Source organism: Thauera sp. 63, from assembly GCF_000310165.2.
GTDB lineage: Bacteria > Pseudomonadota > Gammaproteobacteria > Burkholderiales > Rhodocyclaceae > Thauera > Thauera humireducens.
Window position 1 is genome coordinate 1 of record NZ_AMXC01000054.1, and the last position, 13,288, is coordinate 13,288.

Consider the following 13,288-nt stretch of genomic DNA (forward strand, 5'->3'; position numbering starts at 1 on the left):
CCCCCCCCCCGCGACGGGACGCCGACGCCGCAGAACTCCGTCCGGCGGGCTGGCGATTTTGAGGGGCGGTGCGTGCTTGTGTATTTTTCGTTCTACGAGTCATTGACAATCTTCTTTCAGTGCTTATAATGCGCGTCTTCTTGCCCAGATGGCGGAATTGGTAGACGCACTAGTTTCAGGTACTAGCGCCGCGAGGCGTGGAGGTTCGAGTCCTCTTCTGGGCACCAGTTTCACAGGAAAGCCGCTCTTCGGAGCGGCTTTTTTGTTGTTCGTTTGCTTTTTGCATATGGTCCGCAGCGCAGTCACTTTCGCTGACGATGTCGATCTCCTTCGCCGTAATCGAAGAAGCGACGAAATACTTTGCAGACACGATAACCTTTGCTATTATGCGCCTCCCTGCCCAGATGGCGGAATTGGTAGACGCACTAGTTTCAGGTACTAGCGCTGCGAGGCGTGGAGGTTCGAGTCCTCTTCTGGGCACCAGTTGCAGGGAAAAGCCGGCTAACAGCCGGCTTTTTTCGTTTACGCTGTCGTGCGCGTGTTGCTGTGCCAACGGCGCTATTGCAGACATCGCCACAGCACGCGCAACGGCGCCCGCAAACGAGGAAGCGGCGCCCCCGGCAACACGACCGCCCAGGGCGGCCCTGCGCACGAACGACACCGCTTCCATCACGAGGCCTGCGCAGCCAGACAACGGCCCACGCAGGCTTTCGAACCGACGATCAGGCGCCAAACGGATGACGACGGAGGATCGTCTCGTCGCGCTCGGGCCCGGTCGAGATGACGTCGATCGGGATCTCGCAGATCTCCTCGATACGATGCAGGTAGGCACGCGCCTCCTGCGGCAGCGCGTCCCAGCTCTGCGCGCCGAAGGTGGTGCCGCTCCAGCCCTTCATCGTCTCGTAGATCGGCTCGCAGCGGGTGACCTCTTCCGACCCCATCGGCAGCAGGTCGATGCGCTTGCCATCGAGCATGTAGCCAGTGCAGAGCTTGAGCTCTTCGAGTCCGTCGAGTACGTCGAGCTTGGTGATGCACAGCCCGGTCACGCCGTTGATGATGATCGAGCGCTTGAGCGCCGCCAGATCCAGCCAGCCGCAGCGACGCTTGCGCCCTGTCACCGTGCCGAATTCCCGCCCCTTCGTCGACATCTGCTCGCCGGGGACGCCCTTGGTGTCGATATCGAGCTCGGTCGGGAACGGACCACCGCCGACGCGGGTGCAGTAAGCCTTGGTGATGCCCAGCACGTAGTGCAGCCGGCTGGGACCCACGCCCGAACCCGCGGCAGCCTGGCCCGCCACGCAGTTGCTCGAGGTGACGAACGGATAGGTACCGTGGTCGATGTCGAGCAGCGTGCCCTGGGCACCTTCGAACAGCAGCGAGCCACCCGACTTGTTGATCGCGTAAAGCTCGGCGGAGACGTCCGACACCATCGGCAGCAGCTCTTCTGCATCGGCCATGGCCTCGTCGAACACCGACTGGAAGTCCACCGGCTCGGCACCGAGATGCTGGGTGAGCACGAAGTTGTGGTACTCGAGGTTCGCCTTCAGCTTCGCGGCGAAGCGCTCGCGATCGAACAGGTCATACACGCGCAGCGCGCGGCGGGCGACCTTGTCCTCGTAGGTCGGACCGATGCCCTTGCCGGTGGTGCCGATCTTGTCGCCAGCCGACTTGGCAGCCTCGCGCGCGCGATCGAGCGCGCTGTGATAGCCGAGGATCAGCGGGCAACCCGGGCTGATGCGCAGGCGGTCCCTCACCTTGATGCCGCCGGCTTCCAGCGTACGGATCTCGGCCAGCAGATGATGCGCGTCGAGCACCACGCCATTGCCGATGAAACAGGCCACGCCCTCGCGCACGATGCCGGAGGGCACGAGATTGAGCTTGTACTCGGTCTGGCCGATCACCAGCGTGTGGCCGGCGTTGTGCCCACCCTGGAAGCGCACGACGCCCTTCGCGTGGTCGGTCAGCCAGTCGACGATCTTGCCCTTGCCCTCATCACCCCACTGGGTACCGACGACGACGACGTTCTTTGCCATTTCTTACTCTCCCTGTAACGACACGACCGCCCAGCGATCGCCCCGCTTCACCAGTTGCCGGTCGCAGCCGGCCTCGTTCCAAGTTCCATCATGTCCGGGCAACGCGGTGACGACGATCTCGCCGCGCGCGCGCAGTGCCGCCACCTCCCGATCGAGCCCCTCGTCGTCGACACAGGGCGCCAGGATGCCCGCGGCTTCGCCGGGCGTCGGCAGCCGCCACACCAGTTCGCGCAGATCCAGGCTGAAGCCGGTGGCCGGCCGCGCCCGACCGAAGGCCTCGCCAACGCGGTCGTAGCGGCCGCCCAGCGCGAGCGCCGCGGGCGAATCCGCACCGTAGGCCGCGAAGACGATACCGCTGTGATAGTGATAGCCGCGCAGGTCCGACAGGTCAAAACTGATCGGCAGATCGGCCAGCGCCGCAGCCAGCTGGCGCAGTTCGCCGAGCAAGGCGACGATCTCCTCGTCCTGCGGCAGACAGGCCGCCGCCCGCTCCAGCACCTCCGGCCCACCATACAGGCTCGGCAGCGCCAACAGCGCCGAGCGCACCGGCTCCGCGACGTCGGCCAGCACGACCCGCAGCGTGGGCACATCCTTGGCCTGCAGCAGGTCGAACAGTTCCTCCTCGCGCCCCGGCACCAGGCCGGCACGGGCAGCCAGCGCATGAAACAGGCCGACGTGGCCGATGTCGATGCGCGAGGCCGGCACCTCAGCCAGGCGCAACACCTCGGCCAGCAGGCGCAGGATCTCGACGTCCGCCTCGATGCCAGCGTGACCGTAGAGTTCGGCGCCCAGCTGCAGCGGCTCTCGCGTCGCCGTCAGCGTCGACGGCAGGGAATGCAGGGCGCTGCCGCAATAACAGAGGCGCGACACGCCCTGACGATTCAGCAGATGCGCATCGATGCGCGTGACCTGCGGCGTCATGTCCGCGCGGACGCCCATCGTGCGGCCCGACAGCTGATCCACCAGCTTGAAGGTGCGCAGCTTGAGGTCCTGCCCTGCACCGGTGGTGAGCGAATCGAGGTACTCGAGCAGCGGCGGCATCACCAGCTGGTAGCCGCGAACGCGGAAGGCATCGAGCAGCCGACGACGCAAGGTCTCGAGCTGGTGGGCTTCGGACGGCAACGCGTCCTGGATGTGATCGGGCAATACCCAGCGCATGGGGTTCAGCTCAGGACAAAAAGAAGCAACACGCCCGCCAGCATCGAGGTCAGACCGATGAAGCGGATCTGACCGTCAGCCATGCTGGCGAGACGCAAAAAAGTTTCGCGCCAGGCGGCTGGCGCGACAAAAGGAAGGATGCCTTCGATGATCAGCATCAGCGCGAAGGCAGTCAACAGGGAAGCACCCATGGGGCAATCAGTTCCTTACGGAGCCCCCGGCGTCCTTCATGAAGCGGAAGAAGTCCGAACTCGGATCCACCACCAGCACGTCTTCCTTGCCGGCAAAGCTGGCACGGTAGGCCTCGAGGCTGCGGTAAAAGGAATAGAAGGACGGATTCTTGCCGAAGGCCTCCGCGTAGATCGCCGTGGCCTTCGCGTCGCCCTCACCCTTGACCTGCTGGGCACTGCGATACGCCTCGGCCACGATGACCTCGCGCTGACGGTCCGCGTCGGCGCGGATCTTCTCGGCTTCGGCGGCGCCCTGCGAGCGCAGTTCATTGGCCACGCGCTTGCGCTCGGCCTCCATCCGGCGATACACCGATTCCGACACCTCGTTCGGCAGATCGACGCGCTTCAGACGCACATCGACGATCTGCACGCCAATGGTCCGGGCGTCGCGGTCCGCACGCTCGCGCATCTGGTCCATGATGAGCTCACGCTCGCCGGACACCACGTCGTGTACCGTGCGGCGGCCGAACTCCTCACGCAGGCCGGCATTGACTGTTTGCGTGAGGCGGGTACGCGCACGCGCCTCATCGCCCGCGACCGACTCGTAGTAGAGGCGCGGATCAACGATGCGCCACTTCACGAAGTGGTCCACCAGCACGTTCTTCTTCTCGGAGGTGATGAAGCGCTCGGGCTCCGCCGTATCCATGGTCAGGATGCGCTTGTCGAAGTAGCGCACGTTCTGGATCAGGGGCAGCTTGAACTTCAGGCCGGGCTCGTCGATGACCTCCTTGATCTCGCCAAGCTGGAACACCATGGCGTGCTGGCGCTGGTCTACGGTGAACAGCGACGCCGACGCAATCAGGATGATGACCAGCAGCGCACCGCCGATCAGGGGAAGCTTGTCACGCATCATCGTTCTCCACGCTCACGGCTACGCATCAGGTCACGGTTACGCGGGTCCGACGCCAATGCTGGCGCATTCGAACCCAGCGCGGCAGCCGACTGGGGCTCGGGCGCGACACCCGCCGGCCTGCCGGCTCCGCCCGCCTGCTGCATGAGCTTGTCCAACGGCAGGAACAGCAGATTGCCATTGCCCTTGGCGTCGATCATGACCTTGGAAGTATTCGACATGACTTCCTGCATGGTTTCGATGTACATGCGCTCACGAGTGACCTCGGGCGCACGGCTGTACTCGGCAAACACCTGGTTGAAGCGGCTCGCCTCACCTTCGGCGTTAGCGACCACGCGCTCGCGGTAGGCGTTGGCTTCCTCGATCAGGCGCGAAGCTGTACCCCGCGCACGCGGAATCACGTCGTTGGCGTAGGCCTCGCCCTCGTTCTTCTGGCGCTCGCGATCCTGGCCGGCTTTCACTGCATCATCGAACGCGGCCTGTACCTGCTCGGGCGGCTGCGCGTTCTGCATCGTCACACGGCTGATCTGAATGCCGGTCTCGTAGCGATCGAGGATGCGCTGCATCAGATCGTGCGCGGTCGCGGCGATCTCCTCCCGGCCTTCGTACAGCACGAAGTCCATGCGGCTCTTGCCGACGATCTCGCGCATGGCGGTCTCGGCCGCCTGGGCGACGGATTCATCCGGGAAGCGGTTGTTGAAAACGTAGTTCTCCGGACTCTTGAGCACGTACTGCACGGCGAACTGGATGTTGATGATGTTCTCGTCATCGGTCAGCATCAAGGATTCGCGCAGCACCTTGTTGCGCTCCGAACCGCGATAGCCGACTTCGACCGTACGCACGCCGGTCAGGTCGACGATCTCGTGGGTCTCGAACGGATACGGCAGGCGCCAGCGCAGGCCGGGCTCGGTGGTCTGCACGTACTCGCCCAGACGCAGCACGACGCCGCGCTGGTTGGCATCGACCGTGTAGATGCCGCTCGCGAGCCAGACCACGCCGGCCAGCGCAAGCAGCGCACCGATGCCGCCACCGAACTGCTTGAACGAGAAATTCGGCAACTGCGGACCGCCGTCGCCACCACCGCCCCCGCCGCCCATGCCGCGGTTCTGACGCTTGCCGCCGAACATGCCGGTCAGGCGCTGGTTGAAGTCGCGCCAGACCTCCTCGAGATCGGGGGGGCCCTGGTTGTTGCCGCGGTTGCCGTCGCCACGCTGACCGTCGTTGCGGTCGCGATCATTGTCGCCGCCCTGGCCACCCCAGCGGGGGTCGTTAAGTGACATGAGAATGCCCGTAATCACGATTGAGAAGGAAGTTCATCCACCGTACCGGATTCCCGGCCGGCATCTTCATGGAAGGTCTGCTGCGCCACCTCGGCAAGCGCTTCGCGAAGCAGATCAAGACCTTCGCCCGTTCGGGCGCTCAAAAAAACGCGCCGAATGTTACCACAGTCACTCCGTTCGACCGCCGGCTCCGCACGCGTGAGATCGATCTTGTTCCAGACGAGGATCTGCGGCACCTCGGCCGCACCGATCTCGGCAAGAACTTCGTTCACCGCATCGATCTGCGCGTCTCGATCCTCGCTCGCGGAATCCACGACGTGCAGCAGGAGGTCGGCCTGCACCGTTTCCTCGAGCGTCGCGCGAAACGCGGCGACGAGGGCGTGAGGCAGGTCGCGGATGAAACCGACGGTATCCGACAGCACGACGCTCGCTCCGCCCACATAGAGCCGGCGCGACGTCGTGTCGAGCGTGGCGAAGAGTTGGTCGGCCGCGTAGGCCCCAGCCTTCGTCAGCGCATTGAACAGCGTCGACTTTCCCGCATTGGTGTAACCGACCAGAGAGACAGACAGAACGTCGCGGCGTTCCCGGGCGCGGCGTCTGACCTTGCGTTGCTTCTCGATCTGGGCCAGCCGCGATTTCAGCATCTTGACCCGGTTGCCCAGCAGGCGCCGGTCGGTCTCGAGCTGCTTCTCGCCCGGGCCACGCAGGCCGATACCGCCCTTCTGCCGCTCGAGGTGGGTCCAGCCCCGCACCAGCCGGGTGGACAGATGCTCGAGCTGGGCGAGCTCGACCTGCAGCTTGCCCTCGTGACTGCGGGCACGCTGGGCGAAGATGTCGAGGATCAGCGCGGTACGGTCAATGACCATGCACGCCAGCTCGCGCTCAAGGTTGCGCTGCTGCGCCGGCGACAGGGCGTGGTTGAAGATGACGATGTCCGCCTCGTGCGCACGCATGGCTTCGCCGATCTCCTGCACCTTGCCACTGCCGGCAAACAGCTTGGGATCGGGCGCCGCGCGCTTGCCCTGCACGACCGCCTCCACGCTTGCGCCGGCACTGAGCACCAGCAGCTTCAGCTCGGACAGGCGCTCTTCAATCGCACCCTGACCAAGGTCGAGCTGGACGAGGACCGCCCGCTCGCCGGATGCCGGACGCTCAAACATGGGCGCCCCCTGCAGCCGGGCGTGACCGGCCGCAGCGAATCGTCAGGGCGATCAGTTGCCGTCTTCCTGCTGCTGGATGACCACCGGACGAGCGGGCACGACGGTGGAGATCGCGTGCTTGTACACCATCTGCGTGACGGTGTTCTTCAGCAGCACCACGTACTGATCGAACGACTCGACCTGGCCCTGCAGCTTGATGCCGTTGACCAGATAGATCGAAACCGGAATGTGCTCGCGACGCAGCGTGTTCAGGAACGGGTCTTGTAGAAGTTGCCCTTTGTTGCTCATGAGTGAACCTCGTTATTTTCTGTTTATAAGAATGTAATGGATTTGATGCTGCACCGCCACATTACAGTATGCATCGAAATCCGGGCGTGGAAGCAGGTTCGTGCGCTGAGCGCTCAGTCTCTCGCAGCGTAAGGATTGTGCGTGGTTCGGAACTGGATGCGCAAGGGCGTGCCCTGCAGCTTGAACGCATCCATGAAGCAGCGCTCGAGATAGCGCACGTAGGATGCGGGAATGTCGTCCAGCGCGTTGCCATGGATCACGATCACCGGCGGGTTCATGCCGCCCTGGTGCGCATAGCGCATCTTCGGGCGCTGCATGCCGTGGCGCGGCGGTGCCTGGCGTGCAACCGCCTGCTGCAGCGTGCGGGTCAGGCGCGGCGTCGACAGGTTGGCCGTGGCAGCCGCATAGGCCGCATCGACGGACTTCAACAGGCCGCCGATACCCTGCGCCTGCAGGGCCGAGATCTGATGGAAGCGGGCGAAGCCGAGAAAGGCCAGCTTGCGCGCGATGTCCGCCTTCAGGCGGTCGCGCTGGTAGTCGTCGACCGCATCCCACTTGTTGATCGCCACGACCAAGGCTCGCCCGGCCTCGAGCGCGAAGCCGGCGATGTGCGCGTCCTGGTCGGAAATATCCTGGGCCGCATCGAGCACGAGGACGATGACATTGGCTTCCTGGATGGCCTGCAGGGTCTTGATCACCGAGAACTTCTCGATGGCCTCGAACACCTTGCCGCGCCGACGCAGGCCGGCTGTATCGATCAGGGTATAGCGCTTGCCGCCGCGCTCGAACGGGATCGCAATCGCGTCGCGCGTCGTGCCCGGCAGGTCGAAGGCGATCACGCGCTCCTCGCCGAGCAGGGTGTTCACCAACGTCGATTTGCCGACGTTGGGCCGGCCGACGATGGCCACCTTCGGACCTTCGTCCTCTGCCGCTTCCTTGTCGCTCTCGAGCGGGAATGGCGACAGCACGATCTCGACAAGTTGCTTGATGCCGTCACCATGCGCTGCCGACACAGGCAGCGGGTCGCCCAGCCCGAGCGCGTGGAAGTCGGCGGCGACGATCGCGCGATCGAGGCCTTCCGCCTTGTTGACCACGAGATGCACCGGCCGACCGGCGCGACGCAGGCGGGCCGCGATCTGTTCATCGTGCGGCGTTCGTCCTGCACGGCCATCGACGAGGAAAAGCAGCACGTCGGCCTCGGCAATGGCCTGCTCGGCCTGCCGCGCCATCTCGTGCATGATGCCGTCCTTGGCCACAGGATCGAAGCCGGCGGTATCGACGACGAGATAGTCGCGATCACCGACGCGGCCGATGCCGTAATGGCGGTCACGCGTCAGGCCGGGCTGGTCGGCGACCAGCGCATCGCGGGTGCGCGTGAGACGGTTGAACAGGGTCGACTTGCCGACATTGGGCCGGCCGACCAGGACGATGGTAGGTTTCACTTAAAGTAATCCGCCTTAACGCAGTTCGTAGGCGGTGATCTCACCGTCACGGCCCTGCACGATGAAGCCACGCCCGTAGGCGAGTGGTGGCGCCGACAGCGGGCCGTCGCCGGCGCGCGCGCGCGCGGCAAAAGCCCCGGAATCCCGGCTGAGCGCATGCACGTAGCCTTCGACATCGCCGACCACGACGTGATCGCCGACGATCAGCGGACGCGATACCGCGCGGCGCGCCATCGAATCCTGTTTCCACACGCTGGCGCCGCTATAGACATCGAGCGCATGCACGGCATCGCCGTCGTCGGTGATCACCGCGAAACGCGCATCGCGGTCCATGCCCACACTGCTCGAGAAATCGCGCGCCCACAGCGCGTTGCCATTGCTGGTGTCGAAGCAAGCCGCACGCCCTTGATAGGACACGGCACATACTTCGCGCCGCCCCACGACGGGGGTGCCGGCGACATCGGCCACGCGTTCCAGCTCGGTCGAGCCGCGCGGTACCGCCACCGACAGCTCGGTGATGGCCCCGCCGTTGGCCGCGTTGATCACCACCAGCTTGCCGCCGGGAAAACCGGCCAGCACGACACTGCCTTCGAGCACGACACCCGAGAAGTTGCGCAATGCAAGCGGCGGGTTCGCCCGTTGATAGATCCAGCGCCGGCTGCCATCACGGGCACTGAGCGCGATCAGGCGGTTATCCGAGGCACGCAGCACGACCAGATCGCTGCTCACGGCAGGCTGGGCCAGCACTTCGGCGCCGATCGTGGCGCGCCAGCGTTCGCTGCCGCTGTCCGCGTCGTAGGCAATCGCAATCCCACTGGCCGTGACCACCACGGCGATACGCCCGTCGGAGCCGACGCCGGCCGACAGCCGCGTATCGGCATCCACGCGCCACACCTGACGGCCGCTGTCGAAGCGGGCGACGTCGCCCCCCTCCCCGGCCGCATAGACGCTCTCGCCGACGACTGCCGGCTGGAACACATAGGCCCCCGATTCACCGATGTCGGCGCTCCACAGCGCAACGAGCTCCGCACTGGGCTTGAAGTCCACCAGTTCGGCGGGCTTCGGCTTGGCGCTGGCGAAGGGATTGAGGGACGAGCAACCGGTTGCCAAGATGATCGCGGCAACGAGCGGGACCACACGCAGGGAAGCAAGCTTCATCGGTCAGCCTTCCAGGGATTCGAGTTTGACGCGCACGACTTCGCGCAGGGTCGTGGCCTGATCGCCGGCGCTGGCCAGCGCCTCGATCGCGGCCTGGTAGGCGGCGCGGGCCTCGGCGGCCTTGCCCTGGGCGGCAAGCACATCGCCGCGAAGGTCGGCGAAGCGGGCGGCATAGGTGGCGGTCGGCGCGGCCTGCAGGCGCGCGAGTGCAGCATCGAGCTCACCCTTCTGCAGCAGCACCGTGGCCAGGCGCAGGCGGGCCAGATCACGCAGCGCCGCATCCTTGCCCTTGTCAGCAGCCCACTCGAGCTGGGCACGCGCATTGTCGAGATCACCACTACCGAACTGCACGCCGGCCGACAGCAGCGCGCCAAGCTGCGCGTAGGCCGTGCCCGAGTACTCGCCGATCAGGCGGCCGGCGGCATCGCGCGCCTTCTGTGCATCCTGCTGCTCGGCCGCCTGCTGCACGGCGAAGTACAGGGCCCCGGCCTCGGCCGCGTTGCGGTTCTGATACCACTGCCAGCCCTGCCAGCCGACCGACGCCAGCGCCGCGATCATGGCGATGGTCGTCACCAGCGTGCCGTACTGCGCCCACCAGGCCTTGAGTTCGGAAATCTGTTCCTGTTCTTCGAGGTCGTACACCGCCATCATTCAGCCCCTTCTTCTTCGTTGCCGTAAAGCAGTGCGGCCATCGCCTCGGGCAGCGCCTCGAGCGACACGCGCTGCTGACCACCCGGGCCGCGCAGGGGCTTGATCCCCACTTCGCCCGCCAGTGCTTCATCCTCGCCGATCACGACCGCCACCGGGGCGCCACTGCCATCGGCCTTCTTCATCTGCGACTTGAAGCTGCCACCGCCGCAATGCAGGATCGCGGCGAAACCGTGCTCGCGCAAGGCCTCGGCCGCACGGAAGGCGACACGCGCCGCAGCGTCTCCCATGTGCACCACATAGGCATCGGCGACCGGACGCTCGGCCTCGCCGCCGCACTCCTTCCACAGCAGCAGCAGGCGCTCGATACCGATCGCGAAACCCGCAGCAGGCTGAGGCTTCCCTCCCAGCTGCTCAACCAGACCGTCATAGCGTCCGCCAGCGCAGATCGTGCCCTGCGCACCCAGGCGTGTGGTGACCCACTCGAACACGGTACGGTTGTAGTAATCCAGACCACGCACCAGGCGATGATTGATGCGGTACGGAATGCCGGCATCCTTGAGGAAGACCTGCACGGCCTCGAAGTGCGCCTTTGACGCTTCGCCGAGGTAGTCGGCGAGCTTCGGGGCCGCCTCGACGATTGCCTGCAGATCCGGGTTCTTGGTGTCCAGGATGCGCAGCGGATTGGTGTACAGGCGGCGCCTGCCGTCTTCATCGAGCTTGTCCTGGTGCTGCTCGAGATAGGCGATCAGCGCGGCGCGATGTGCGGCGCGTTCATCGGGCGCGCCAAGCGAGTTGATCTCGAGCGCGACATCCTCCAGCCCGAGGTCTTCCCACAGGCGGGCGCACATCAGGATCAGTTCGGCATCGGTGTCCGGTCCGGCAAAACCCAGCGCCTCGACACCGATCTGGTGAAACTGGCGGTAGCGACCTTTCTGCGGACGCTCGTGGCGGAACATCGGCCCGTAGTAGTACAGCCGCTGCGGCCCGCCGGATGCGACCAGATTGTGCTGGATCGCCGCACGCACGCAGGACGCAGTGCCTTCGGGGCGCAAGGTCAGATGCTCGCCGTTCAGCGCGTCCTCGAAGGAGTACATCTCCTTCTCGACGATGTCGGTCACCTCGCCGATGGCACGCTTGAAAAGGGGCGTCGGTTCGACGAGGGGCATGCGGATCGGGCGGTAGCCGTAGCTCTGCAGCCAGTCGCGCACGATGTCTTCGAAGTATTCCCAGGTTTCGGCGTCGTCGGGCAGGATGTCGTTCATCCCGCGCACGGCCTGCAAGGTCTGGCTCATGGGTGCTTGGTCTTTGGTTTGTTGCGTCGATGCGCTGTTGTTATCTTGCGGCGCGGCCCTCAGCCGCCCTTCTTCACGTACTTCGTGGCCACGTAGTTGTCCACGATGGCCTTGAACTCGGCAGCGATGTTGTCGCCCCTTAGGGTGACGACCTTCTCGCCATCCACATACACGGGCGCCGCAGGCGTCTCACCGGTGCCGGGGAGCGAGATGCCGATGTTGGCATGCTTGGACTCCCCCGGGCCATTCACCACGCAGCCCATCACCGCCAGGGTCATGTTCTCGACGCCATCGTACTGCTCGCGCCACACCGGCATCTGGGCACGCACATAGTCCTGAATGCCCGACGCAAGTTCCTGGAAGAAGGTGCTGGTGGTGCGCCCGCAACCCGGGCAGGCGGTGACCATCGGCGTGAACGCGCGCAGGCCCATGGTCTGCAGGATCTCCTGCGCGACCACCACCTCCTGCGTGCGACTGCCACCCGGCTCGGGCGTCAGCGAGATGCGGATGGTGTCGCCGATGCCTTCCTGCAGCAGCACGGCCAGCGCCGCGGTGGAGCCGACGATGCCCTTGCTGCCCATGCCCGCCTCGGTGAGGCCGAGGTGCAGGGCGTAATCGCTGCGGCGGGCAAGGTCGCGGTACACCGCGATCAGATCCTGCACGCTCGAAACCTTGGCCGACAGGATGATACGGTTGCCGGGCAGCCCGTATTCCTCGGCCTTCACGGCCGACTCGAGCGCGGAGACGACGAGCGCCTCGCGCATCACCGCACCGGCGTCACGCGGCTCGGCGCGCGTGGCGTTGGCGTCCATGATGCGGGCCAGCACCGACTGGTCGAGACTGCCCCAGTTGACGCCGATACGCACCGGCTTGTCGTAGCGGCAGGCGAGCTCGACGATGGCTGCGAACTGAGGGTCGCGCTTGCTGCCCGCACCGACGTTGCCGGGGTTGATGCGGAACTTGGCAAGCGCCTCAGCGCAGGCGGGGAAATCGGTCAGCAGCTTGTGGCCGTTGTAGTGGAAGTCGCCGACCAACGGCACATCCATGTTGAGCGCCAGCAGACGGTCGCGGATGTGCGGCACGGCCTTCGCGGCCGCCTCGTTGTTCACGGTGATGCGCACGATCTCGGACCCCGCGCGCGCCAGCTCGGCGACCTGCATCGCAGTACCGAGCACATCGGCGGTATCGGTGTTGGTCATCGATTGCACGACGACCGGCGCCCCGCCGCCCACGCGAACGCGGCCGATGACGACCTCGCGCGTGAGACGCCTGGACAGGGGAGATGCTTCGATGGGAGAGTGCGGGAAGTCTTGCGTCATCTTGATCGACAGGGGTTACTTGACGGTGAGCCTTGCCACCGAGACCTTGGTATGCGGCGCCAGATCGACCGGCTTGCCATCGAACTCGAGCGCCACGCTCGTCGCATTGCCGATCACCAGCGCAAACGGCGGCGTACCTTGCACATTGCGCTCGGAACCGGGGCGATTGACGCCGGAATAGATGATGGTGCCCGTCGCATCCCGCACTTCGACCCAGGACTCGCCCGCGAAGCGGAATGCGAGCTGGCGTCCGGACACCGGCGGCACCGGCACGTCACCTGCGCCGGTCGCCGCGTCAGCCGCGACCGGCGGTGCGGGCTGGGCAGCGCTCACGGGTTGCGCCGGCGCCACGGGCACGGCCGCCGGCTGTTCGGCGGGCGCAGTGCCGGGCGCCGGAGGCGTCGGGATTGCCACATCGGCCGGCGAC

At 65.7% G+C, this 13,288-nt stretch carries 13 protein-coding genes and 2 tRNA genes; 2 read left to right on the top strand and 13 right to left on the bottom strand.

The genetic code is table 11. From position 1 onward, the window contains the following. Positions 1-142: 142 nt before the first annotated feature. Positions 143-227, top strand: a tRNA-Leu gene (locus tag C664_RS19450). Positions 228-398: 171 nt separating this feature from the next. Further along, positions 399-483: transfer RNA gene (locus C664_RS19455), tRNA-Leu, on the top strand. Between the two features lie 239 nt (positions 484-722). Here C664_RS19455 and C664_RS19460 read toward each other — a convergent pair. The 13 genes from C664_RS19460 to C664_RS19520 form a co-directional block, all read right to left on the bottom strand. Next, positions 723-2,033, bottom strand: a complete 1,311-nt coding sequence (locus tag C664_RS19460) for an adenylosuccinate synthase (RefSeq protein ID WP_004292981.1) — start codon at positions 2,031-2,033, stop codon at positions 723-725. Positions 2,034-2,036: 3 nt separating this feature from the next. Continuing rightward, complete coding sequence (locus C664_RS19465) at positions 2,037-3,191, bottom strand: ATP phosphoribosyltransferase regulatory subunit (protein WP_004292983.1); 1,155 nt, start codon at positions 3,189-3,191, stop codon at positions 2,037-2,039. 5 nt (positions 3,192-3,196) lie between these two features. Continuing rightward, a complete protein-coding gene (locus C664_RS19470; RefSeq protein WP_004292984.1) occupies positions 3,197-3,382 on the bottom strand; it encodes a DUF2065 domain-containing protein in 186 nt (61 codons plus the stop codon). A gap of 7 nt (positions 3,383-3,389) precedes the next feature. Continuing rightward, entirely contained in the window at positions 3,390-4,271 is an 882-nt protein-coding gene (hflC, locus tag C664_RS19475; protein ID WP_004292986.1) for a protease modulator HflC, read from the bottom strand. Beyond that, on the bottom strand, positions 4,271-5,551 hold the full coding sequence (gene hflK / locus C664_RS19480) for an FtsH protease activity modulator HflK (protein ID WP_004292989.1): 1,281 nt from the start codon (positions 5,549-5,551) through the stop codon (positions 4,271-4,273). The genes hflC and hflK overlap by 1 nt, the downstream gene beginning before the upstream one ends. Before the next feature lie 14 nt (positions 5,552-5,565). Next, on the bottom strand, positions 5,566-6,711 hold the full coding sequence (gene hflX, locus C664_RS19485) for a ribosome rescue GTPase HflX (protein ID WP_004292990.1): 1,146 nt from the start codon (positions 6,709-6,711) through the stop codon (positions 5,566-5,568). A 51-nt stretch (positions 6,712-6,762) separates the two neighbouring features. Beyond that, complete coding sequence (gene hfq / locus C664_RS19490; protein ID WP_004292992.1) at positions 6,763-6,999, bottom strand: RNA chaperone Hfq; 237 nt, start codon at positions 6,997-6,999, stop codon at positions 6,763-6,765. A gap of 113 nt (positions 7,000-7,112) precedes the next feature. Further along, positions 7,113-8,441: a ribosome biogenesis GTPase Der gene (der, locus tag C664_RS19495; protein WP_004292994.1), complete on the bottom strand. Its 1,329-nt coding sequence runs from the start codon at positions 8,439-8,441 to the stop codon at positions 7,113-7,115. Between the two features lie 15 nt (positions 8,442-8,456). After that, positions 8,457-9,599, bottom strand: a complete 1,143-nt coding sequence (gene bamB, locus C664_RS19500; protein WP_004292996.1) for an outer membrane protein assembly factor BamB — start codon at positions 9,597-9,599, stop codon at positions 8,457-8,459. Positions 9,600-9,602: 3 nt separating this feature from the next. Continuing rightward, a complete protein-coding gene (locus C664_RS19505; RefSeq protein WP_198291560.1) occupies positions 9,603-10,247 on the bottom strand; it encodes a YfgM family protein in 645 nt (214 codons plus the stop codon). Then, entirely contained in the window at positions 10,247-11,542 is a 1,296-nt protein-coding gene (hisS, locus tag C664_RS19510; RefSeq protein ID WP_004293000.1) for a histidine--tRNA ligase, read from the bottom strand. The genes C664_RS19505 and hisS overlap by 1 nt, the downstream gene beginning before the upstream one ends. Positions 11,543-11,601: 59 nt before the next feature. Then, on the bottom strand, positions 11,602-12,861 hold the full coding sequence (gene ispG / locus C664_RS19515; protein WP_004293001.1) for a flavodoxin-dependent (E)-4-hydroxy-3-methylbut-2-enyl-diphosphate synthase: 1,260 nt from the start codon (positions 12,859-12,861) through the stop codon (positions 11,602-11,604). Between the two features lie 15 nt (positions 12,862-12,876). Then, the coding region (locus C664_RS19520) for a RodZ domain-containing protein (protein WP_004293003.1) at positions 12,877-13,288 on the bottom strand (412 nt) is incomplete at its 5' end.